The organism is Massilia sp. ST3 (assembly GCF_018119405.1).
In the GTDB taxonomy this organism is placed as follows: domain Bacteria; phylum Pseudomonadota; class Gammaproteobacteria; order Burkholderiales; family Burkholderiaceae_D; genus Telluria.
This window is the reverse complement of the sequence record NZ_JAGPWC010000016.1, coordinates 40,523-63,342: the sequence shown is the minus strand read 5'-3', so window position 1 is coordinate 63,342 and position 22,820 is coordinate 40,523. Positions and strand designations below refer to the sequence as shown.

Genomic DNA, 22,820 nt, shown 5'->3' with positions numbered 1-22,820 from the left:
GCCTCCCAAGGATACGGACATGGACCATGTATAAATATTTCAAGCATTCCTACCTCACCTGCTGGATCGTTCCGGCGGCGGCGCTGACGGTGTTCCTGGCGCCGCAGTGGGCGTTCTTCATCCCCGTGGTGATCACCCTGCTCAACGCGGTGGGCGACATCCTGACCCCGCCCGACCGCAGCGTGCCCGAGTACTCGCAGCACTGGATCCTCGACGCGATGGTCTACCTGTACGTGCCCTTCGTCTCGCTCTACATGTTCAGCCTGGTGTGGATCGCGTCGCCGGGCGACCTGCTCGGCCTGTCCGCCTGGGTGGCCGGCATGTATCCGGTGGACCTGCTGGCGATCAAGGAAGCGGCCGGCCTGCGCGGCCTGCTGGCGAGCACCTTCGCGGTCGGCTACGTGCTGTCCTCGAACCACCTGTACGCCCACGAGCTGGTGCACCGCACCACCGACAGGCTGGCGATGTTCACCGGCCGCTGGCTGCTGGCGATGGTGGGCGACGCCCAGTTCTCGATCTCGCACGTGTACGCCCACCACCGCAACGTCGGCACCGTGTTCGACGCCGCCACCGCGCGCCGCGGCGAATCGGTCTACAGCTTCTTCCTGCGCTCGACCATCGGCCAGTACGGCGAATCCTGGGAAATCGAAGGCCAGCGCCTGCGCAACCGCGGCAAGGCCCTGTTCTCGGCGCATAACCGCGTGCTCACCGGCCTGGCCATGACGGCCGTGCTGTACGGCCTGTGGTACCTGGCGGCGGGGCTCACCGGGGTGGCGGTCTACACCTTCGTGATCGTGCTGGCCAAGTTCCTGTTCGAGACCGTCAACTACATCGAGCACTACGGCGTGGTGCGCGTCCCGGGCACCCGGGTCGAACCGCGCCACAGCTGGGACTGCGACACGCGCATGTCCTCCAACGCACTCCTGAACCTGTCGCGCCATGCCGACCACCACGCCAACGCCCACAAGAAGTACTGGGAGCTGGAAGCGGTCGACACGCCACTGCAGCTCACCTACGGCTACATCAGCACGATCGTCGTCGCCCTGGTGCCGTTCTGGTGGCATCGCTTCGCGGCGCCGCAGCTGGCCAGATGGGACCGTTTTTCCGCCACCCCGGAGGAAAAACTGCTGGCCGAAGAAGCCAGCCGGGCCAGCGCCCACCCAGTGTTCATGAGCGCAACCACGAAAGGAAACAGCCAATGTTCGCAAAATATATAGAGAAAGTCGTCCGCTGGCGCTTCCTGGTCATTCTGCTGACCGTGCTCGCCACGGTCTTCATGGTGTCCCAGATGCGCCACCTGAAGGTCATCGTCGATCCCAACCAGATGCTGCCGCAAAAGCATCCGTATGTGATCGGCACCAACTTCGCCGAGAAGGTGTTCGGTTCCAACTACGTGCTGGTGGTGGGGGTCTCGCCCAAGCATGGCGACATATACCAGCCCGACGTGCTGGAGCGCGTGCGCGCCATCTCCGAAGGCCTGAAAGGCCTGCCGAACGTCAAGCCAGAGACCCTGATGAGCATCGCCGCCAAGCGCGCCAAGGGCATTTCCGGCGCCGAGGACGGCCTCGAGGTCAAGCCGATGCTGCACGGCGCGGAGATCAATGCCGAAGCCATCGCCAAGCTCAAGACCGCGATCGAACGCAACCCGCTGTACAGCGGCGTGGTGGTCTCGGAAAAACGCGACATGGCGGCGATTTCGATCGCGGTGGAAAAAGGCCCGAAGGGTTTCACCCCGACCCTGGAAGCGGCCTACAAGCTGACCGCGGCCCAGTCCAGCAATGACGTGCAGGTGTCGGTCAGCGGCACCCCGATGTTCGTCTACTACGTCGAAAAATACACCGCGCGCATGGCGCTGCTGTTCCCGATCGCCTTCCTGATCGTCGGCCTGCTGCACCTGGAAGCCTTCCGCACCTGGCAGGGCTTCTTCCTGCCGCTGGTGACGGCCCTGCTGTCGGTGCTGTGGGCGCTGGGCCTGATGGGCCTGTCCAAGGTGCCGATGGACGCCTTCAACGCGGTGACCCCGATCCTGATCCTGGCCGTGGTGGCCGGACACGCGGTGCAGCTGCTCAAGCGCTACTACGAGGAGTTCGAGCTGGCGATCAAGCGCGGCCTGGCCCCGGCGCTGGCCAACCGCGAAGCCGTGATCCGCTCGATGGCCAAGGTCGGCCCCGTGATGCTGGCCGCCGGCTTCGTCGCCGTGGTGGGCTTCCTGTCGCTGATGTCCTTCGAGATCACCACCATCCGCAACTTCGGCATCTTCACCGGCCTGGGCATCCTGTGCGGCCTGGTGATCGAGATGACCTTCATCCCGGCCGTGCGCTCGTGGCTGAAGGCGCCCAAGCTGCGCACCAAGAAGCAGCGCTTCGACATCCTGACCCCGGTAGTGAACCTGGTCAAGCGCGGCGCCTCTCCGCGCGCCGTCGGCAAGACCTGGCTGGCCTTCGCCCTGATCGTGGCCGTGTCCGCGTTCGGCGTGACCCGCCTGAAGGTGGAGAACTCGAACAAGAGCTTCTTCTCCGACAGCCTGCCGTTCCAGCAGGATGACAAGCTGATCAACGAGCGCATGGCCGGCACCAACACGCTGTACGTGATCTTCGAAGGCAGCGAGCAGGACGTGATCAAGGATCCGAAGGTGCTGCACCTGATCGAGGATACCCAGCGCTTCCTGGAAACCCAGCCGGGCATCGGCAAGACCATCTCGGTGGTCGACCTGGTCAAGCGCATGAACCAGGCCATGAACGCCGACGCGCCGGACCAGCTGACCATCCCGAACAGCCGCGACCTGGTGTCCCAGTTCCTGCTGCTGTACTCGATGTCGGGCGAACCGGCCGACTTCGACCGCTATGTCGACTACAACTACCAGAACGCCAACATCACCGCCTTCGTCAAGTATGACAACAGCGGCGAGATCCAGAAGGTGATCGCGAATACCAAGGCCTTCCTGAAGGACCATGGCGACCCGCGCATCCAGATCCACTTCGGCGGCAGCGTGCCGCAGTCGACCGCGCTGTCGGAGTCGCTGGTGGACGGCAAGCTGCAGAACGTGCTGCAGATCGGCCTGGTGATCTTCGCGGTCTCGGCCCTGGTGTTCCGCTCGCTGCTGGGCGCGCTGCTGGTGGTGACCCCGCTGGCCGTCACCGCCGTCGTCAACTTCGGCGTGATGGGCCTGACCGGCATCCCGCTGAACACCCCGAACGCGATCACCGCCCCGATGGCGATCGGCATCGGCGCCGACTATGCGATCTACCTGCTGTACCGCATCCGCGAGGAGCTGGGCCATCACGCAACCCTGGAAGCGGCGATCGACAGCGCGCTGGAATCGGCCGGCCGCGCCATCCTGTACGTCGGCACGGCGATCGCCGGCGGCTATTCGGTGCTGATGCTGTCCAAGGGCTTCAACATCCACATCTGGTCGGGCATCCTGATCGTGCTGTCGATGGTGGCCTCGGTCGTCACGACCCTGCTGCTGCTGCCGTCCATGATCCACGTGCTCAAGCCGAGCTTCCTGCGCAAGCGCGCCACGGCCCACGCGCCGATGGCGGTCCCGGCGGGCAAGGCCGGCACCGCGCTGATGCTGGCCGCCAGCGTCGGCCTGGGCGCCTCGATGCTGCCGCAGGATGCGCAAGCCTCCAGCATGCAAGCGAACGAGCTGATGGAAAAGAACTTCGTGGCCAACCGCTTCGACGATTCGACCTCGAACGCGACCTTCCAGCTGATCAACAAGAACGGCGACCGCCGCGTGCGCGAAACCTTTGGCGCCACCAAGATGCAGGACAACGCCCTGGATACCAAGCGCGTGACCCGCTTCCTGTCGCCCTCGGACATCAAGAACACGGTGACCCTGCTGGTGGAGAAGAGCGGCGGCGACGACGACATGTGGATCTACCTGCCGGCGATGAAGAAGACCCGCCGCCTGACCTCGTCCAACAAGAACGAGAGCTTCGTGGGCACCGACCTGTCCTACGGCGACGTGATCGGCCACAAGGTGGGCGACTGGAACCACAAGGTCGTCAAGACCGAGACCGTGGACGGCAAGGCCTGCACCGTGGTGGAGTCGCTGCCGAAGGACGCCAAGGTGGCCGCGCAGTCGGGCTATTCGCGCCGCCTGAGCTGGATCGACAACCAGTCGTACCTATCGTTGAAGACCGAGTTCTACGACGAGTCCAAGCAGCTGCTGAAGGTCTCGACCCTGGCCAACATCGTCAACGTCGACAGCGCCAAGGCGCGCTGGCAGCCGATGCACATGGAAGTGCAGAACGTGCAGACGGGCCACAAGACCGTGATCGACTGGAAGGAGTTCAAGGCCAACCAGGGTGTCAAGACCGAGTATTTCACGCCACGCTATCTTGAAAAAGAACTGTAATTCCCTCCGGGCCGCCCTCGCGGCCCTTTTTGTCCTGCCTGCCGTGCCGCCGCCGGCGGCCGCGCAGGATGTGCAATTCAACGCCGCCCTGTCGGTCGGCGCCTGGAGCGGCAACCGCGTGCTGGACGACCGCCACGGCGTGCTGGCGCGCGCCTTCGCCGCCAGCGCCAGCGCCGGCCTGTCCGACAGTGTGCGCCTGAAGGTCGACGGCACGGTCTACCAGTTTCCCCAGGAACGCGGCGACGACACCCGCACCGCGCTGCGCGAAGCCTACCTGCAGTGGGACGGCGAGGAAACCCAGGTGCGCCTGGGCCCGCAGATCGTGGCCTGGGGCCGGGCCGACCGCGTCAACCCCACCGACAACGTGACGGCGCGCGACTACACCTCGCCGCTGGCGGTCGACGAGACCCAGCGCATCGGCGCGCCCGCGCTGAGCGTGATCCGCGAGCTGGGCGAGGCTGGTCGCCTGAGCCTGGTCGCCAAGCGATTCCGGCCCAGCAAGGGGCCGAGCGACAACAACGAGCTTGGCCTGCCGGCGCGCCCGCACCACGACGAAACGGAATACGCGCTCAAGTTCGACCGCACGGGCGAGGCCTTCGACTGGTCGGTCTCGTATTTCGACGGCCTGGAAAAACTGCGCTCGCTGCAGCTGGTGCGCGGGGCAGGGGGGCGCATCCTGGGCGCCAGCCGCGGCTACGCGCCGCTGCGGGCCTTCGGCGTGGACGGCGCCGCCACCGTGGGCGAGTGGGGACTGCGCGGCGAGCTGGCGCGCCTGCGTTTCCGCGACACCCGCTACGGGACGACCGATGGACGCCTGTCGCACTGGTACGGCATCGCCGGCGTGGAAACCAACCTGCCGCACGCGGCCACCGCCAGCATCCAGTATTTCTTCCGCCATTTCGGCGAAGCGCCGGTGCTGGGCAACGTGACAGCGGCGGAAGAAGCCCTGCGCCGCCGCCTGCGCATCGCCAACAACCAGTTCCACAAGTATCAGGACGGCTTCACCGTGCGCTATGGACAGCGCCTGTGGAACGACCGCGTCGACTACGAGCTGGTCGGCATGGTGAACCTGCGCGAACACGACTACGCCATCCGTCCGCGGGTCAACGTGCGCTATTCCGACCACATCAAGTTCTCGGCCGGGGCCGATGTGTTCAGGGGCAGGGAAGAGAGTTTCTTTGGCAGCATCAAGAAAAACACCGTCGCGTTCGCGGAAGTCGTTTTCATCTACTAAGGACACATCATGCAAGTTCCAGCCAATATCCTGTCGCTCAAGAAGCGTGTCGTGGCCGAGATCGGCGACGACCTGGCCCGCCACGCCCCGGAAAGCTCCTGCCTGCTGCTGGACAGCACCGGGCCGAGCTTCACCCGCCAGTACATCGTGCTCAATGCCATCGGCATGGAGCGCCTGGCGCGCTTCGGCGAGATCCACGCGTTCTCGGGCTCGGTGTATGCGCTGTTCGGCTTCATGGCCTTCGCCACCGGGCGCAACAAGGTGAGCATCGAATCGCTGTGCCACGAGGAAGCCGAGACCGTGTTCCGCAACCAGCACCACGTGGGACGCTTCTCGGGCCTGCGCTCGATCGGCAAGCTGATGACCGGGCGGCCGGCCTTCGGCACCGTCGATCCCCTGATCGCCTCGCTCGAATACATGTTCGGCGACTTCGTCGACCAGCCTTTCTCCAGCTTCGGCAGCAACATCCACGTCTACCTGGCCCAGTCCAAGAACGCGCCGCTGCTGGTGCTGTCGAATAACGAGCGCTGCTCGCCCGAGCTCGAAGCCCTGCGCGCGCTGCCGGTCAAGCACATCATCGCGATGGCGGCCAACGTGCCCATCGTTTACGGCGGCAGCCGCGCCGGCACGCCTTACTTCGACCCGGTCTACACCAGCCACTACGTGCCGACCCTGAAGCAGATTACCGCCACCGAGCGCCATACCCTGATCTCTACCCCATGGCGCTCGGGCGAGAAGGACAACCGCCGCTACCTGAACTGCTACCCGAGCGGCAATGCGCGCTGGCTGATGCTGAAGGACTTCGCGCGCCTGGTCAGCGGCCAGCGCAACGTGTCCTGGAGCCGCGACATCTATACCGCCTTCAAGGTCGCAGCCTAAGAGCGCCTAGAAGAACCTCCATGGCTGCGTTGCGTCGTCTCGCCGTACAGTCGTACTGTCTTCGACTCCGCGTCGGCGGGCCGCATCCCTTGCCCGGAAGGTTCTGTTAGGCGCTCCAAGTCGAAAGTAGTTCCATGCGGCAAGTTTTAGATGCTTGCCTCCATGCCGCATGGGTTTCTCTTGCTTTCATCTGGTTTGATCGGCATGCTTCTGTCTGACCGTGCGGCGAGCGCCGCCGGCCATCACGATGAAAGCTGACGGAACATGACGAGCGAGGCGCCGCTTTACCGGAATCACGTACTGCTGTTGTCGCAGAACTTTACGATCAAGGATAACCAGCACGAGCTGCAGCTGCACGCCCACAAGTACGATTTCGACTTCCGGTTCTACTGCGAGATCAAAGATTTTGTCGCTGCCGTGGAGGCCGACACCGGCAACGGCCTGTACGTGATCGACCTCGACGCCCTGCACAACATGCAGTCGGACATGGAGGACAGGCGCAAGACCCTGATGCTGGGCGAACTGCTGCAGCGCCTGCCCGCGAACCACAGCTACGTCTACCTGCAAAGCGCGCGCCAGGGCAGCCGCTTCCTGCTGCAGCAGCGCCTGGTCGACAGCAATTGCCTGGCCTATGCCGAAAAGCCGATCCCGAACGACGTCCTGGTCGACAAGCTGTTCAATCTCTTCATCCAGAAAAAACGCGGCGACCTGGTGCGCCTGATGGTGCTGGGCGAGGTGGCCGGCCTGGACGAGGAGGCGCTGCTGCGCCGGCGCCTGGAGCTGATGCGCCACCAGGACGCCCAGACCCTGCACCTGCGCGTGAAGGACGTCCAGCCCGAGATGGTCCTGATCACCGAGGCCGAGTTCGAGCGCAACGAAGCCATCGTCCGCATCCTCAAGAAGAACATCGAGGCCGATCCGGTGCGCGAGATCGTGCTGCTGCAGCAGCGCCTGGACGCCGGCCTCACCCGTCGCGCCCTGGCCGGCGGCTTCGACGCCATCATGCAGGCCACCGAACCGGTGCTGCTGGCCGGCCAGCTGATCAACCGCGCCGACAAGATCCGCGTCAACAAGGACCTGATCGGCAAGGACCGCGCCACCGGGCTGCTGAACAAGGTCGGGTTGCAGAAGAAGGCCCAGGAACTGGTGCGCCAGGCGGCGCGCGAGGACCGCCCGCTGACCCTGGGCGTGGTCGACATCGACAAGTTCAAGACCATCAACGACACCTGGGGCCACCATTTCGGCGACATCGTGATCAAGCGCCTGTCGCTGGCGCTGGCCCAGCACGTCGAAGAAGGCGACCTGCTGAGCCGCTTCGGCGGCGAGGAATTCGTCGTAGTGTTCTGGGACACCACCCTGGAGGAGGGGCGGCGCCGGCTCGACGCCATGCGGCGCTCCTTCTGCGACGTCGCCTTCGAGGTCGCGCCCGGGGAAGTGCGCCATTTCTCGTTCAGCGGCGGCCTGGCCGCCTATCCCGAGTACAAGAGCGAGAACGAGCTGTTCCTGCGCGCCGATGCGATGCTCTATGTGGCCAAGCAGAACGGACGCAACCAGGTCTGCACCCATCCGGTCGCCGAGGCCGGGACGCCCGGCTAGGCGCACTTGGCAAGACGCCGCCCGGCGTGTTGACGGAACAGAACGGCGCACGCCACGCTGTCGCGTTCCGGCCACATTTCAAAAAAAATTTCCCGCACCGCCGCAGCTTGCCGGCCGCTCCAACGGGCCGCCGGCGGCTTTCCGCCGCACGCGCCGCGTCATAGGAAAACGGCAGGCGCAGGGCCTTCCGTCATAGGCGCATTCTCACCAATTCCCACCATGTGATATGGCGCTGTGCTTAATCCTTTCGCTATTTTATTGCCGTACGGAAAGCGCTAGACTTCGCCCTGACGTGTGATCTGCAACATGTGGATTAACGTCATGTCACGTTTAACAGAATTTCCGCACTGCTGTACGCACCCTCGCAAAGGACCACCATGCCCGCTCCCCAAGCCCTTTCGCCTTCCGCGCGCCGCTGGCGCATGCCGTCTTCGAGCCTGTGCGCCGCGCTGCTGGGCCTGGCCGGCGGCAGCGCCGTGCTCGCCTGCGGCGGCTGGAGCTGGACCGGCGGCGCGGCCGCGGTCCTGCTAGGCGCCGCCGGCGTCGGCCTGGGCGCGAGCCTGGCGGCGTCGCAGCGGCGCGCGCAACAAGCGGTGGACAACTACCTGGCCGGCCGCCAGCGCTTCGGCGAACAGCTGGCGCCGGTGTGGGAAGCCCACATCGATTCCTCGATGAGCCAGATGGAAAGCGCCGTGTCCTCGCTGGCCGAGCGCTTCGCCGGCATCGTCGACAAGCTCGACCATGCGGTGCACGCGTCCAGCGCGGCCACCCATGCGGACGGGCGGGGCGACGGCCTGGTGGCGGTGTTTTCCGCCAGCGAGAAGGAATTGTGCTCGGTGGTCAGCTCGCTCAAGTCCTCCACCGCCGGCAAGGCGGCCATGCTGGAGAAGGTCGAAGGCCTGGCGCAGTTCGTGTCGGAACTGAAGGCCATGGCCGACGAGGTCGCGAGCATCGCCGCCCAGACCAACCTGCTGGCCCTGAACGCCGCGATCGAAGCCTCGCGCGCCGGCGAAATGGGGCGCGGCTTCGGCGTGGTGGCGGCCGAGGTGCGGATGCTGTCGCAGAAATCGGGCGACACCGGGCGCCGCATCGCCCAGAAGGTGGGCCTGGTCAACGACGCCATCATCGCCACCTGCCGGGCGGCCCAGGAATCGGTGCAGCAGGACCGCGTGGCGATGGCGGGCTCGGAAGCCGTGATCGACACCGTGCTGGCCGACCTGCGCCAGGTGACCGACGCGCTGGTGGCCTCGTCCGAGCAGATGCAGAACGAAAGCCTGGGCATCAAGGACGAGGTCGGCGAAGCCCTGGTGCAGCTGCAGTTCCAGGACCGCGTGAACCAGATCATGTCGCACGTGAAGGACAACATCGCGCGCCTGCCGCATGTGCTGCGCGAGAACGACAGCCTGACCCCGCTGGACGCGGGCGTGCTGCTGGCCGAGCTGGAAAAGACCTATGCGATGGCCGAGGAACGCGCCATCCATACGGGACAGACAGGACAACCGGGACGCACCCTTCCCGCCGCACAGGGTGACGAAGTCACATTTTTCTAGGAAATACCATGGCAAAGACCATCATGATCGTCGACGATTCCGCCTCGCTGCGCCAGGTGGTGGGCATTGCGCTCAAGGGCGCGGGTTACGAGGTGATCGAGGGCCGCGACGGCAAGGACGCGCTGTCCAAGCTGACCGGGCAAAAGGTCCACCTGATCATCAGCGACGTCAACATGCCGAACATGGACGGCATCAGCTTCGTGGCGGCCGTCAAGCAGATCCCGGCCTACAAGTTCACGCCCGTCATCATGCTGACCACCGAATCCGATCCGGCCAAAAAGCAGCAGGGCCAGGCCGCCGGCGCCAAGGCCTGGGTGGTCAAGCCCTTCAAGCCCGAGATCCTGCTGAGCGCCGTGCAGAAACTGGTGCTGGCCTGATCTCCATTCCGACCATGAACGCTACTACCCCGCGCATCCTGCGCATCGAAGGCGAGCTGAGCATCTATCGCGCCGCCGAACTGCGCCAGGAGCTGCTGGCTGCCCTCGACGGCGCCGCGGCGCTCGACATCGACCTCTCCGCGGTCACCGAGCTCGACTCCGCCGGCGTGCAGCTGCTGCTGGCCGCCGGCAAGAGCGCGCACGCCGGGCGCAAGGCGCTGCGCCTGCTGGCGCCGAGCGAGGCGGTGCGCGAGGTGTTCGCCCTCATCGACCTGGCCGGCGCCGCCGGCGATTCCCTGACGATTGCCTGAGCCATGATCAACCTGGACGACGCACTGCACACCTTCATCCTCGAAAGCCGCGAGCTGCTGCAGGAGATGGAGAGCGCCCTGTTGACCGGTAACCGGGAGCAGGAAGACACGGTCAACGCCATCTTCCGCGCCGCGCACACCATCAAGGGCTCGGCCGGCCTGTTCGGCCTCGACCATGTGGTCGGCTTCACCCACGTGGTGGAGAGCGTGCTCGACCGCATGCGCGACGGCGCGCTGGCCCTGGACGACACCCTGGTGGCCCTGCTGCTGGGCTGCTGCGACCACATCAACGAACTGATCGACGCCCTCGACGGCGGCAATATGGACGCCGATCCGGACCTGCTGCGGCGCGGCGCGCCGCTGCTCGAGCAACTCGACACCTACCTGGCGCCGGGCCAGGCCGCGCCCGCGGCCGAGCCGGTCGACACGCCGGCAGCAGCGACGGGCGGCGCCCGCTGGCATATCTCGCTGCGTTTCGGCAGCGAGGTGCTGCGCAACGGCATGGACCCGCTGGCCTTCATCCGCTACCTCGAACGCCTGGGCAGCATCACGCGCCTGGTCACCTTGCCCGACGCCGTGCCGGCGCTGGAAGACCTCGACCCCGAGGCCTGCCATCTCGGATTCGAAATCGCGCTGGCCAGTGGCGCCGCCAAGGAAGAGATCGAGGACGTGTTCGATTTCGTGCGCGACGATTGCCGCATCGGCATCCTGCCGTCCAACGCGCAGGCCGGCGAGTTCGTGCGCCTGATCGGCGACCTGCCGGAAGGCGCGGCGCGTCTGGGCGAGATCCTGGTGCGCTGCGGCAGCATCACCGAGCTCGAGCTCGAGGCGGCCTTGCGCGAGCAGTCGCTGGCCCGTCCCGGCGCCGCCCTGATCGGCGAAGTGCTGGTGGGGCAGGGCAGCGTGCCGCCGGCGGTGGTCGACGCCGCGCTCGGCAAGCAGAAGCAGTCCGAGAAGCAGGCCGGCGAGCTCCGGGCCGCCCAGGAAAGCCGCTCGGTCCGGGTCGACGCCGACAAGCTCGACCACCTGATCAACCTGGTGGGCGAACTGATCATCGCCGGCGCCAGCGCCAGCCTGATCGCGCGCCGCCACCGCATCGCCGAGCTGCAGGAATGCACCTCGACCCTGAGCGGCCTGGTGGAGGAAGTGCGCGACAGCGCCCTGCAGCTGCGCATGGTCAAGATCGGCGCCACCTTCAATCGCTTCCAGCGCGTGGTGCACGACGTCTCGCGCGAGATCGGCAAGGACATCGGCCTGGTGGTCAGCGGCGAAGACACCGAACTCGACAAGACGGTGGTGGAAAAGATCGCCGATCCGCTCACCCACCTGGTGCGCAACGCGATCGACCACGGCATCGAGGCGGCCGAGCTGCGCATGGCGCGCGGCAAGCCGGCGCGCGGCACCGTGCGCCTGAACGCCTACCACGACTCGGGCAGCATCGTGATCGAGGTCGGCGACGATGGCGGCGGGCTGAAGCGCGAGCGCATCCTGGCCAAGGCCATCGAGCGCGGCCTGGTGGAGCCGGGCCGGGTGCTGAGCGACAGCGAGACCTATGCGCTGATCTTCGAACCCGGCTTCTCCACCGCCGACCAGGTCACCAACCTGTCCGGCCGCGGCGTCGGCATGGATGTCGTCAAGAGCAATATCGCCGCCCTGCGCGGCAGCGTCGACATCGCCAGCGAGGAGGGCGTGGGCACCACCGTGACGGTGCGCCTGCCGCTGACCCTGGCCATCATCGACGGCTTCCTGGTCGGGGTCGGCAAGACCAGTTTCGTAGTCCCGCTCGACACCATCGAGGAATGCGTCGAGTTCTCGTCCGAACCCGGCCACGACTACACCAACCTGCGCGGCGAGATCCTGCCCTTCGTGCGCCTGCGCAGCCTGTTCGGCATCGAAGGCGCGCCGGCGCGGCGCGAGAGCATCGTGGTGGTCAAGCAGGGCGGCAGGAAAGCCGGCCTGGTGGTCGACAGCCTGCTCGGCGAATTCCAGACGGTGATCAAGCCGCTGGGGAAAATGTTCAACGGGGTCAGCTGCATCAGCGGCTCGACCATTCTCGGCAGCGGCGAAGTCGCCCTGATCGTCGACGTGCCGGCCCTGCTCAAGCAGGTCGGCCACGATACGCCGCTGGCGGCATGACGCGGCAGCATCCATCCATCATCAGTAACCACCTGTTCAACCGCAAGAAGGAAACACCATGTTAAAAGACCTGAAGATCGGCACGCGTCTCGGCGCGAGCTTCGCCGTCGTGCTGCTCCTGATGCTGGCCATCGCCTTCGTCGGCTACAGCCGCATGCAGGCGACCAAGCACAATTTCGACGAATCGGCCGAGAACAATGCGCAGATCGCGCTCGGCAACGCCATGCGCGCCCGCATCAACGTCACCGCGCGTTCGGTGCGCAACATGATCCTCACCGACGACCTGGCCGAGACCCGCGACGAGAACGCCAAGATCGACAAGGCCCAGGCCGAGTACAACCAGCTGCGCGACAAGCTGGCCACCCTGGTCGCCTCGAGCGAGGGCAAGAAGCTCATGGCCTCGATCAACGACTACCAGGCCCAGACCGCGCCGCTGATCGCCAAGGCGATGCAGCTGGCGCTGGAGAACAAGAACAGCGAGGCCGGCGCGGTCCTGATGCGCGAGGCGCGCGGCCCGCAAGGCAAGTGGATCGACGCCATCGACGACATGATCGAGCGCCAGGAAGCGCAGAACGCCGAACTGCTGCAGCAGTCGGCCGCCGACTACGCCTCCGGCGTCAAGCTCTTGGTCGGCATCGGCAGCAGCGCGCTGGTGCTGGCGGTCCTGCTGGCCTTCGTCATCACCCGCTCGATCACCAAGCCGCTCGGCGTCGCCGTTGCGGTGGCCGACAGCCTGGCCGCCGGCGACCTCTCGGTGCGCGTGGAAGTGAAATCCAAGGATGAAACCGGCCGCCTGCTGGCCGCGATGCAGCAGATGACGGACAAGCTCAAGAGCGTGATCGCCGACGTGCGCAGCGCCGCCGATTCGCTGGCATCGGCCTCGGAAGAAGTCAGCGCCACCGCGCAGTCGATCTCGCAATCGTCGACCGAACAGGCGGCCAGCGTGGAAGAGACCAGCGCCTCGATCGAACAGATGACCGCCTCGATCTCGCAAAACACCGACAACGCCCGCGTCACCGACAACATCGCCACCAAGGCCGCCCAGGAAGCGGTCGAAGGCGGCGCCGCGGTCAAGGAAACCGTGGCCGCGATGAACCAGATCGCCAAGAAGATCGGCATCATCGACGACATCGCCTACCAGACCAACCTGCTGGCCCTGAACGCGGCCATCGAAGCGGCCCGCGCCGGCGAGCACGGCAAGGGCTTCGCGGTGGTGGCGGCCGAAGTGCGCAAGCTGGCCGAGCGCAGCCAGGTGGCGGCCCAGGAAATCAGCGAAGTGGCCGCCGGCAGCGTGGAACTGGCCGGCCGCGCCGGCAGCCTGCTCGACGAAATGGTCCCGAGCATCAAGAAGACCTCGGACCTGGTCCAGGAAATCGCGGCCGCGTCGGAAGAGCAGTCCTCGGGCGTGGGCCAGATCAACTCGGCCGTGATGCAGCTCAGCCAGACCACCCAGCACAACGCGTCCAGCTCGGAAGAGCTGGCGGCGACCTCGGAGGAAATGAGCAGCCAGGCCGAGCAGCTGCAGCAGCTGATGGCCTTCTTCAAGCTGGGAACCGGCGACAGCGGCGCACCGGGTTCGGCCCGCGCGCCGGCCAAGGCCGCGCCGCGCAAGCCGGCCGCCAGGCCCCTCGCGCCCAGCCTGGCGATCGCCGCCGAAGCCGCGCCGGACGAAGCGCACTTCGCCCGCTTCTAAGGAGCGCCCATGCGTGCACAACAACAGGCGGAGGCGGCCGTGGCCGACAACGCCCAGTACCTGACCTTCATGCTGGGCGGCGAGACCTTCGCCATCGGCATCCTGGCGATCAAGGAAATCATCGAGTACGGCGGCGTGACCGAAGTGCCGATGATGCCGGCCTGTATCCGCGGCGTGATCAACCTGCGCGGCGCGGTGGTGCCGGTGATGGACCTGGCGGTGCGCTTCGGCCGTGCGCCGACCGCGATCGGCAAGCGCACCTGCACCGTGATCGTCGAGATCGAGGCGGACGGCGAGCAGCAGGTGGTGGGCGTGATGGTCGACGCCGTCAACGCGGTGCTCGAGATCGCGGCCGCCGACATCGAGAAGGCGCCCAGCTTCGGCGCCCGCATCCGCACCGACTTCATCGCCGGCATGGGCAAGGTCAACGGCAAGTTCGTGATCCTGCTCGACGTCGGCAACGTGCTGTCGGCGGAAGGCGTGGACGAACTGGCCGCATTGGGCGCGGCCTGAAGCCATGGTCACGCTCAGCGACCAGGAATTCAGCCGCTTCCAGCGTTTCATCTACGAGGCCGCCGGGATCAGCATGTCGCCCGGCAAAAAGGCCCTGGTGGCCGGGCGGCTGGCCAAGCGCGTGCAGCATCACCGCATGGCCAGCTTCGGCGACTACTTCCGCCTGCTCGACAGCGGCAGCGCGGGGCCCGAGCTGCAGACGGCGATCGACCTGCTCACCACCAACGAGACCTATTTCTTCCGCGAGCCGAAGCATTTCGAGTTCCTGCGCGAGCTCGCGCTGGAGGCCAGGCAGGCCGGCCAGCCCTTCCGGGTCTGGAGCGCCGCCAGTTCCACCGGCGAGGAAGCCTACAGCATCGCCATGGTGCTGGCCGACTGCCTGGGCGAGGCGCCCTGGGAAGTGCTGGGGACCGACATCAGCACCCGGGTGCTGGCGCGCGCCCGCACCGGGCACTATCCGCTCGAGCGCGCGCGCCACATCCCGCAGCCCTACCTGAAGCGCTACTGCCTGCGCGGCACCGGGCCGCAGGAGGGCACCCTGCTGGTCGAGCGCGCCCTGCGCGCGCGCGTGCAGTTCAGCCAGGTGAACCTGAACGAGGCCTTGCCGCAGCTGGGCAGCTTCGACCTGGTCTTCCTGCGCAACGTGATGATCTACTTTAACGGCGACACCAAGCAGAAGGTGGTGGAGAGGGTGCTGGGGCCGCTCAAGCAGGGCGGCCACTTCCTGATCGGCCACTCCGAAAGCCTGCATGGCGTGAGCGATGCGGTGCAGCCGCTGGTGCCCTCGGTCTACCGGAAGCGCTAGATGAAGGACATCCGGGTGCTGGTGGTGGACGATTCCGCCGTGGTGCGCCAGGTGCTGGCCGCCCTGCTCGACGCCGCGCCCGGCATCGTGGTGAGCCATGCGGTGGCCGACCCGCTGCTGGCGATCGAACGCATGCGCGGCGACTGGCCCGACGTGATCGTGCTCGACATCGAGATGCCGCGCATGGACGGCATCACCTTCCTCAAGCGCATCATGCGCGAGCGCCCGACCCCGGTGGTGATCTGCTCGACCCTGACCGAAAAGGGCGCCCAGACCACCATGGAAGCCATGGCCGCGGGCGCGGTCGCGATCGTGACCAAGCCCAGGCTCGGGCTCAAGCAGTTCCTGCACGACGCCGCCGCCGAGCTGGTGCATGCGGTGCGGGCCGCGGCGCGCGCCAACCCGCGGCGCCTGGTGCCGGTCGAAAAGCACACCGTGGATGCGATGCTGCCGGTGGCCAAGGCGGCGCCGGCGATGACCCGCACCACCGAGCAGGTGGTGGCGATCGGCGCCTCGACCGGCGGCACCCAGGCCCTGGAGCAGGTCCTGACCGCGCTGCCCGGGGTGGCGCCCGGCATCGTCATCGTCCAGCACATGCCCGAGAAATTCACCACCGCCTTCGCCGCCCGCCTGGACAGCATCTGCCGCATCGCGGTCAAGGAGGCCGCTACGAACGACCGCGTGATCCCGGGCCGGGCCCTGGTCGCACCGGGCGGCAAGCACCTGCTGCTGCACCGCACCGGCGCCCAGTACGTGGTGGAAGTGGCCGACGGCCCCTTGGTCAACCGCCACCGGCCCTCGGTCGACGTGCTGTTCCGCTCGGTCGCCCGCTGCGCCGGCGCCAACGCGCTCGGCATCATCATGACCGGCATGGGCGACGACGGCGCAACCGGCCTGCTCGACATGCGCAAGGCGGGGGCGCGCACCCTGGCCCAGGACGAGGCGAGCTGCGTGGTGTACGGGATGCCGAAGGAGGCGGTCAAGCGGGGAGGGGTCGAGCGCTCGGTGGCGCTGGAGGGGATCGCGAAGGAGATTGTGCAGGTGATACGGGGTGGAAGCTAGTTGTGTTCGGACAAACTTGGGTCCCCACCTGCGCGCACTGCTGTCCGAAATAATTTCACCTAGCAGAAAATCGTCATCCCCGCGAAGGCGGGGACCCAAGTTTGCGTGAGTAGCCACAACAAACGCTAACAGCCTGCAACGGACTTGGGTCCCGCCTTCGCGGGAATGACGAGCTAATGGTTCAAAATTAGCTCCTGGCAGCACAAACATTGCTAATTCTGCTACAAACCCCCTGCAAAGGCAGAGGTATCGCTTATCCCGGACAGCAGTGCGCCTGCGCGGGGATGACGTGCTGAGGTACGTGTCCGAAGTTGCAGATGCTGCTAGCTAGCTACTAAACCGACGTCATCCCCGCGAACGCGGGGACCCAGTTTCTTCCAGACACCGACCAGCCGGCCAGGGCGATGAAGGTTTTTTTCATTGTCCAGGTTGTCATTCTTCTTTTTGTGGTCGAAGCTGTTTCATGAAGCACGCATGGCGCCCGGTCGGTGCTGGCGCGGGGCAAGAAAGCATGGCGCGGCCGGGCAGGCCTTCGGCCGGCGCAAGCCCCGCGAACTGTATCCGGCCCGGGCGGTCACACCCTGGCCGGCGTCCCGCCCGGCCGTTACTCGAGGAGAAGTCCATGAGTCCATCGATCCAGCCTCCCCCGGCGTCCCAGCCGGCCGCACAGCCCAGTCCGCAGCCGGGTTCCCCACAGTCGCCGCAGCCGGCGCAGGGCGCCACGCCCGACTTCGCCGCCATCAAGCAACGCCAGCAGGCAACCTGGGCCAGCGGTGATTTCGCCGTCATCGGCGTGACCCTGCAGATCGTCGGCGAGAACCTGGCCGAGTCGGCCGACATCCACGCCGGCGAGCGGGTCATCGACATTGCCGCCGGTAACGGCAACGCCACCCTGGCCGCGGCGCGGCGCTTCGCCCGGGTCGTCTCCACCGACTACGTGCCGGCCCTGCTCGAGAAGGGGCGCCTGCGCGCCGCCGCCGAAGGCCTGGCGGTCGAGTTCCGCGAAGCCGACGCCGAGGCGCTGCCCTTTGCCGACGCCAGCTTCGACGTGGCCCTGTCCACCTTCGGCGTCATGTTCGCTCCCGACCATGCGCGCACGGCCGGCGAGATGCTGCGCGTGGTGCGCGAGGGCGGCCGCATCGCCTTCGCCAACTGGACGCCCACCGGTTTCCTGGGCCAGCTGTTCAAGACCATCGGCAAGCACGTGCCGCCGCCGGCGGGCCTGCAATCGCCGCTGCTGTGGGGTGCCGAAGAGCATGTGCGCGAACTGTTCGGCGCCCAGGCCGCCGACATCCGCTTCGCGCGCAGGATGTTCAACTTCCGCTTCGAGTCGCCCGCCCACATGCTGCAGATCTTCCGCGACTTCTACGGCCCCACCTACATGGCCTTCCGCAACCTGGACGCGCCGGGCAGGGAAGCCCTGGAGCGGGATGTCCTGGCCCTGCTCGAGCGCTCCAACACGGGCGGGCCGTCGGCGCTGGTGATTCCGGCCGAGTACCTGGAAGCGGTGGTCAGCAAGCGCAGCGCGCCGCTGCACTAGCGCATCCGGGCGCGGCGACAGCGTCCCGGGATCCATGTTCCAATACGCCGTGCTCCTCCGGGAGCACGGCGGGATTCTTCATTATTTTTCAGGAAACCATCATGACGAACACGTTCAAGGCCGGCGACAAGGTGGAATGGCATTCCTCGCAAGGGGTGGTGCGCGGCACGGTCAAGAAGAAGCTGACCGCGCCTACCGATATCAAGGGCCACCACGTTGCCGCCTCGAACGAGCATCCGGAATACCTGGTGGTGAGCGACAAGACCGGCGCCGAGGCGGCGCACAAGGCCGAGGCGCTGAAAAAGGTCTGATCCGGCAGCCGGGCAGTACAATCGAACGCATTCATTTTAGGAAAGTGCCCATGCGTTCATTTGTCTTGAGCTTGTCCTCCATCCTTTTCGCCATTCCCCTCGTTCACGCCCAGACCGAAGTCCGGATCGGCAGCGCCTCGCCCCTGTCCGGCCCCGGCGCCCACCTCGGCAAGGACATCGAGAACGGCGCGCGCATGGCGGTCGACGAGCTGAACGCCAAGGGCATCGTCATCGGCGGCAAGAAGATCGCCTGGGTGCTGCAGCCCGAGGACGACGGCAGCGATCCCAAGATGGGCACGGCGGTGGCGCAAAAGCTGGTCGACGCCGGGGTGGCCGCCGTGGTTGGCCACCTGAATTCCGGCACTACCGTGCCGGCCTCGAAGCTGTACGCCAGCGCCGGCATTCCGCAGATCTCGCCGGCCGCCACCACGCCGCTCTACACCCGCCAGGGCTACAAGACCGCCTTCCGCGTGGTCGCCAACGACCAGCTGATCGGACGCGCGCTGGCGCGCCAGGCCATCGGCACGCTCAAGGCCAGGCGCATCGCCGTGATCGACGACCGCACCGCCTTCGGCCAGGGCCTGGCCGACGAATTCGCCCGGGCGGTGAAGGCCGCCGGCGGCGCCGCCATCGTCAGCCGCCAGTTCACCCACGACAAGGCCACCGACTTCAGCGCCATCCTGACCCAGATCCGCGCGCAGCGGCCGGACCTGATCTTCTACGGCGGCATGGACGCGGTGGCGGGGCCCATGCTCAAGCAGATGAAGGCGCTCGGCCTGCAGGCCAGGCTGGTGGCGGGCGACGGCGTCTGCTCGGAAAAGCTGCCCGAGCTGGCGGGCGACGCGCTGGGCGAGGACAAGGTCTTGTGCGCGGTGGCCGGCGGCGTCGACCAGGCGGGCGAGGCCGCTTTCGCCGCCTTCGGCGAGCGCTACCGGCAGCGCTACGGCTACCCGCTGCAGACCTATGCGCCCTATGCCTACGACGCCGTGATGGTGTTCGCCGCCGCCATGCAGGCGGCGCAGTCGACGGCGCCGGCCGGTTTCCTGCCGGCGCTGGCGAAGGTCCGCCACGAGGGCGTCACCGGCCCCATCGCCTTCGACGCGCGCGGCGACCTGCGCGACGCCGCGCTGACCCTCTATACCTATCGCAAGGGCAAGAAAACCAGACTGCAGGTGCTGCGCGCGCAGTAAGCCGCGGGGGCCTGGTTCCGTGGAACGCCTGTATTGACGGGCGTTGTTGTGATGTTGCATGCATATCCAAATGCGCTTGGCAGCCCCGCGCCAGTGCTTTAGGATCGGCCGGTTTCCCACAACACATCCACGGAGAGAGAGATGAAGCGTCGCTTGTGCAGCAGTTTGATCGCGGGCCTGTTTGCCCTTGCCACCCACGCGGGTGCGCATGAACCCGGTGCCGCGGCTCCGATGCCCGCCCCGTCCGCGGCGGCCGGCGCGGTGTCCGGCATCGACGTCGCGGCGATGGACCGCGGCGTACGCGCGCAGGACGACTTCTTCCGCTACACCCAGGGCGCCTGGCTCAAGAACGTCGAGATTCCCTCCGACCGCTCCAGCTGGGGCGCCTTCAACATCGCCCAGGACAAGGTCGAGCAGCAGCTGCGCGCGATCGTCGAGCAGGCCGCCGCCGACAAGGACGCGGCGCCCGGTTCCGACGCCCGCAAGATGGGCGACTTCTACACCAGCTACCTGGACGAGAAGCGCCGCAACGAACTTGGCCTGGCGCCCCTGAAGGCCGAGCTGGCGAAGGTGGCGGCGGTGCAGGACAAGCGCCAGCTGGCGGCTCTGATGGCGCGCTTCTCGCGCATCGGCGCCGGCAGCCCGCTCGACATGGCGGTCCACCAGGACAACAAGGATTCGACCCGCTACATCGTCGACATCGTGCAATCCGGCCTGGGCATGCCCGACCGCGACTACTACCTCTCGCAGGACGATGCGCGCCTGAAGGACATCCGCGCCAAGTACCAGCAGCACGTCGGGAAGATGCTGGCCCTGGCCGGCCACAAGGACGCGGACGCCGAGGCCGCGCGCATCGTGGCGCTGGAAACCGGGCTGGCGCAGGTGCAGTGGAGCGCCGTCGAGAACCGCGACCCGGTCAAGGCCTACAACAAAGTCAGCCTGGACGGGATGCGCGGCGTGATGCCGGGCTTCGACTGGAACGCCTATCTCGAGGGCGTGGGCGCCAAGGGCAAGATCGATTCCCTGATCGTCAGCCAGCCGAGCTACCTGGCCGCGCTCGACAAACTGATCGCCGCGACGCCGCTGCCGGTATGGCGCTCCTATTTCGCGTTCCGCCTGCTGAGCGCCTATGCGCCCTACCTGTCGCAGCCCTTCGTGGACGAGAGCTTCGCCTTCCGCGGCGCGGTGCTGTCGGGCGCCAAGGTCAACCGCCCGCTGGAAAAGCGCGCGATCGCCGAGATCAACCGCAACCTGAGCGAAGTGCTCGGCAAGGCCTATGTGGCCCAGCACTTCCCGGCCGAGCGCAAGCAGCAGGTCGAGGAGATGGCGAAGAACTTCCTCGCCGCCTTCGGCGAAGGCATCGAGCAGCTCGAATGGATGACGCCGGAAACCAAGAAGCAGGCCCAGCTCAAGCTGTCGAAGATCAGCGTCAAGATCGGCTACCCGGACAAGTGGCGCGACTACTCGGGCCTGGAGATCGTACGCGGCGACTTGGTCGGCAACGTGATGCGCGCGCGTGAATTCGGCCATGCCTACGAAGTGAACCGCCTGGGCAAGCCGGTCGACCGCAGCGTGTGGAGCATGTCGCCGCAGACCGTCAACGCCTACTACAACCCGGAACTGAACGAAGTCGTGTTCCCGGCGGCGCGCCTGCAATATCCGCTGTACGACGCGAACGCCGAGCCGGCCGTGAACTATGGCGCGGTCGGTATCTCGATCGGCCACGAGATCAGCCACGCCTTCGATGACCAGGGCGCCCAGTTCGACGGCGACGGCAACCTGCGCAACTGGTGGACCAAACAGGATGCGGAGCAGTTCGCCGCGCGCGGCAAGGTGCTGGTGGCCCAGTACGGCGCCTACAGCCCGCTGCCGGGCTACCACCTGAACGGCGAGCTGACCCTGGGCGAGAACATCGCCGACAATGCCGGCGCCATCATGGCCAGCCGCGCCTACAAGCACTACCTGAAGGGCAGGCCGGGCCCGGTGATCGATGGCTTCACGGCCGAGCAGCGCCTGTTCATGGGCCTGGCCCAGGCGCGCCGCGGCAAGGCGCGCGACGCCAGCCTGATCGCCCAGATCAAGGCCGATCCGCACTCGCCGGCGGAGTTCCGCGTCAATGGCAGCCTGCGCAATCACCCTGGCTTCTACGAGGCCTTCGGCGTGAAGCCGGGCGACAAGATGTACCTGGCGCCCTCAGAGCGCGTGATCTTCTGGTGAGAGTCTTGCCTTGCTGCCGGTAGTTTTGTCTACCGGCAGCATCGATGCTCCTGGTTCAAGAATTTGTTGCTCCAGGAAAAACATATTGACACATGGTTACTTTCCTGTGTCGAATAATTTAACAGGCGCAAGTACGTTTTTTTACTGGGGATCAATTTATTATTTGATATCAATCAGATAGCATGCTGGCACAGTTTGTGCTTTAGTGACTTCCCGTAACACTACAAAACTTAATGTCACTATCTGATGGGAGATCGACCATGAAATTCACCAAAATTCTGTCGGCACTGCTGATCGTCGCAGCGGCTGGCTCGGCCCAGGCTGCGCCGTTCGTCAACGGCGGCTTCGAGGACGGCAACACCAACGGCTGGACCACCGGCGGCGGCTATCGCGGCGACGTGCTGAACCCGCTGTCCCCGACCGACTTCCTGCCGGGCGGCTCGCAATACGAGGGCCCATCGCCCCGTTCCTCGATCATCACCGCCGGCACTGTCGACCCGATCATCGGCGCGGCCCTGGGCACCACCGTCTACAACGGCAGCTATTCCTACCGTGCCGAAGACACGACCACCGGCGGCTACGCCTCGGTGATCAGCCAGAAGGTGCTGAACTACACCGAAACCGACATCTTCTTCGCCTGGAAAGCCGTGCTCGAAGGCGCCCACGACCCGCGTGAATCGGCCCAGCTGGTCATCGAGCTGCGCGACGACACCACCGGCACGCTGCTCATCAGCCGCGTGTACGACGGCGGCGGCGGCGTCGACGGCCGCTTCAGCACTTCCGGCGGCTACTTCTACACCCCGCAATGGCAGATCGAGCAGCTGTCGATCGACGCATCGCTGTCGGGCCACGACTTCACCATCTCGCTGCTGGCAGCCGACTGCGCACCGACCGGTCACCTGGGCTATGCCTACATCGACGGCTTCGGCGGCGATGTGCCGCCGCCGACCGACGTGCCGGAACCGGCCAGCGCCGCACTGCTGATGCTGGGCGCCGGCAGCCTGATCGCCGCACGCCGCCGCAAGCAGCGCTCGGCCTGAGCC

Annotated in this window: 18 protein-coding genes; all 18 read left to right on the top strand. The window is 66.5% G+C overall.

What is annotated here, in order from left to right; translation table 11 throughout:
- Positions 1-26 precede the first annotated feature (26 nt).
- The 18 genes from KBW98_RS07680 (at position 27) to KBW98_RS07595 (ending at position 22,817) form a co-directional block, all read left to right on the top strand.
- On the top strand, positions 27-1,217 hold the full coding sequence (locus tag KBW98_RS07680) for an alkane 1-monooxygenase (protein ID WP_211519534.1): 1,191 nt from the start codon (positions 27-29) through the stop codon (positions 1,215-1,217).
- A complete protein-coding gene (locus tag KBW98_RS07675; protein ID WP_211519533.1) occupies positions 1,199-4,363 on the top strand; it encodes an outer membrane lipoprotein-sorting protein in 3,165 nt (1,054 codons plus the stop codon). Before KBW98_RS07680 ends, KBW98_RS07675 begins: the two co-directional genes overlap by 19 nt.
- Positions 4,364-4,433: 70 nt before the next feature.
- Entirely contained in the window at positions 4,434-5,597 is a 1,164-nt protein-coding gene (locus tag KBW98_RS07670) for a hypothetical protein (protein ID WP_211519532.1), read from the top strand.
- Between the two features lie 9 nt (positions 5,598-5,606).
- Complete coding sequence (locus KBW98_RS07665) at positions 5,607-6,476, top strand: hypothetical protein (protein ID WP_211519531.1); 870 nt, start codon at positions 5,607-5,609, stop codon at positions 6,474-6,476.
- A 306-nt stretch (positions 6,477-6,782) separates the two neighbouring features.
- Complete coding sequence (locus KBW98_RS07660) at positions 6,783-8,072, top strand: GGDEF domain-containing protein (protein ID WP_229429045.1); 1,290 nt, start codon at positions 6,783-6,785, stop codon at positions 8,070-8,072.
- A gap of 377 nt (positions 8,073-8,449) precedes the next feature.
- Positions 8,450-9,622 carry a methyl-accepting chemotaxis protein gene (locus KBW98_RS07655; RefSeq protein ID WP_229429044.1) on the top strand — a complete coding sequence of 391 codons (1,173 nt, stop codon included), beginning with the start codon at positions 8,450-8,452 and terminating at the stop codon, positions 9,620-9,622.
- Between the two features lie 8 nt (positions 9,623-9,630).
- Positions 9,631-9,999, top strand: coding sequence for a response regulator (locus KBW98_RS07650; protein ID WP_211519529.1), 369 nt, complete (start codon positions 9,631-9,633; stop codon positions 9,997-9,999).
- 14 nt (positions 10,000-10,013) lie between these two features.
- Entirely contained in the window at positions 10,014-10,310 is a 297-nt protein-coding gene (locus tag KBW98_RS07645; protein ID WP_211519528.1) for a lipid asymmetry maintenance protein MlaB, read from the top strand.
- A 6-nt stretch (positions 10,311-10,316) separates the two neighbouring features.
- Positions 10,317-12,446 (top strand): chemotaxis protein CheA, encoded by a 2,130-nt coding sequence (locus KBW98_RS07640; RefSeq protein WP_211519555.1) that lies wholly within the window; start codon positions 10,317-10,319, stop codon positions 12,444-12,446.
- A gap of 58 nt (positions 12,447-12,504) precedes the next feature.
- On the top strand, positions 12,505-14,139 hold the full coding sequence (locus tag KBW98_RS07635) for a methyl-accepting chemotaxis protein (protein WP_211519527.1): 1,635 nt from the start codon (positions 12,505-12,507) through the stop codon (positions 14,137-14,139).
- Between the two features lie 9 nt (positions 14,140-14,148).
- On the top strand, positions 14,149-14,652 hold the full coding sequence (locus KBW98_RS07630; RefSeq protein WP_211519526.1) for a chemotaxis protein CheW: 504 nt from the start codon (positions 14,149-14,151) through the stop codon (positions 14,650-14,652).
- A 4-nt stretch (positions 14,653-14,656) separates the two neighbouring features.
- Positions 14,657-15,457, top strand: a complete 801-nt coding sequence (locus KBW98_RS07625) for a protein-glutamate O-methyltransferase CheR (RefSeq protein ID WP_211519525.1) — start codon at positions 14,657-14,659, stop codon at positions 15,455-15,457.
- Positions 15,458-16,519, top strand: a complete 1,062-nt coding sequence (locus KBW98_RS07620) for a chemotaxis response regulator protein-glutamate methylesterase (RefSeq protein WP_211519524.1) — start codon at positions 15,458-15,460, stop codon at positions 16,517-16,519.
- A gap of 622 nt (positions 16,520-17,141) precedes the next feature.
- Positions 17,142-18,059 carry a class I SAM-dependent methyltransferase gene (locus tag KBW98_RS07615; protein ID WP_211519523.1) on the top strand — a complete coding sequence of 306 codons (918 nt, stop codon included), beginning with the start codon at positions 17,142-17,144 and terminating at the stop codon, positions 18,057-18,059.
- Between the two features lie 101 nt (positions 18,060-18,160).
- Positions 18,161-18,370, top strand: a complete 210-nt coding sequence (locus tag KBW98_RS07610) for a DUF2945 domain-containing protein (RefSeq protein ID WP_211519522.1) — start codon at positions 18,161-18,163, stop codon at positions 18,368-18,370.
- Positions 18,371-18,420: 50 nt separating this feature from the next.
- On the top strand, positions 18,421-19,560 hold the full coding sequence (locus KBW98_RS07605) for a branched-chain amino acid ABC transporter substrate-binding protein (RefSeq protein WP_211519521.1): 1,140 nt from the start codon (positions 18,421-18,423) through the stop codon (positions 19,558-19,560).
- Positions 19,561-19,701: 141 nt separating this feature from the next.
- The gene (locus KBW98_RS07600; protein ID WP_211519520.1) at positions 19,702-21,777 is read left to right on the top strand and encodes a M13 family metallopeptidase; all 2,076 of its coding nucleotides are present in this window, start codon (positions 19,702-19,704) and stop codon (positions 21,775-21,777) included.
- Positions 21,778-22,037: 260 nt separating this feature from the next.
- On the top strand, positions 22,038-22,817 hold the full coding sequence (locus KBW98_RS07595) for a PEP-CTERM sorting domain-containing protein (protein WP_211519519.1): 780 nt from the start codon (positions 22,038-22,040) through the stop codon (positions 22,815-22,817).
- Positions 22,818-22,820: the final 3 nt, after the last annotated feature.

Bases quoted from the DNA above. Each gene is read 5' to 3' on its own strand.
- KBW98_RS07680 (WP_211519534.1), top strand. From the start codon at position 27: ATGTATAAATATTTCAAGCATTCCTACCTCACCTGCTGGATCGTTCCG.
- KBW98_RS07675 (WP_211519533.1), top strand. From the start codon at position 1,199: ATGTTCGCAAAATATATAGAGAAAGTCGTCCGCTGGCGCTTCCTGGTC.
- KBW98_RS07665 (WP_211519531.1), top strand. From the start codon at position 5,607: ATGCAAGTTCCAGCCAATATCCTGTCGCTCAAGAAGCGTGTCGTGGCC.
- KBW98_RS07655 (WP_229429044.1), top strand. From the start codon at position 8,450: ATGCCCGCTCCCCAAGCCCTTTCGCCTTCCGCGCGCCGCTGGCGCATG.
- KBW98_RS07650 (WP_211519529.1), top strand. From the start codon at position 9,631: ATGGCAAAGACCATCATGATCGTCGACGATTCCGCCTCGCTGCGCCAG.
- KBW98_RS07645 (WP_211519528.1), top strand. From the start codon at position 10,014: ATGAACGCTACTACCCCGCGCATCCTGCGCATCGAAGGCGAGCTGAGC.
- KBW98_RS07635 (WP_211519527.1), top strand. From the start codon at position 12,505: ATGTTAAAAGACCTGAAGATCGGCACGCGTCTCGGCGCGAGCTTCGCC.
- KBW98_RS07630 (WP_211519526.1), top strand. From the start codon at position 14,149: ATGCGTGCACAACAACAGGCGGAGGCGGCCGTGGCCGACAACGCCCAG.
- KBW98_RS07625 (WP_211519525.1), top strand. From the start codon at position 14,657: ATGGTCACGCTCAGCGACCAGGAATTCAGCCGCTTCCAGCGTTTCATC.
- KBW98_RS07620 (WP_211519524.1), top strand. From the start codon at position 15,458: ATGAAGGACATCCGGGTGCTGGTGGTGGACGATTCCGCCGTGGTGCGC.
- KBW98_RS07615 (WP_211519523.1), top strand. From the start codon at position 17,142: ATGAGTCCATCGATCCAGCCTCCCCCGGCGTCCCAGCCGGCCGCACAG.
- KBW98_RS07610 (WP_211519522.1), top strand. From the start codon at position 18,161: ATGACGAACACGTTCAAGGCCGGCGACAAGGTGGAATGGCATTCCTCG.
- KBW98_RS07605 (WP_211519521.1), top strand. From the start codon at position 18,421: ATGCGTTCATTTGTCTTGAGCTTGTCCTCCATCCTTTTCGCCATTCCC.
- KBW98_RS07600 (WP_211519520.1), top strand. From the start codon at position 19,702: ATGAAGCGTCGCTTGTGCAGCAGTTTGATCGCGGGCCTGTTTGCCCTT.
- KBW98_RS07595 (WP_211519519.1), top strand. From the start codon at position 22,038: ATGAAATTCACCAAAATTCTGTCGGCACTGCTGATCGTCGCAGCGGCT.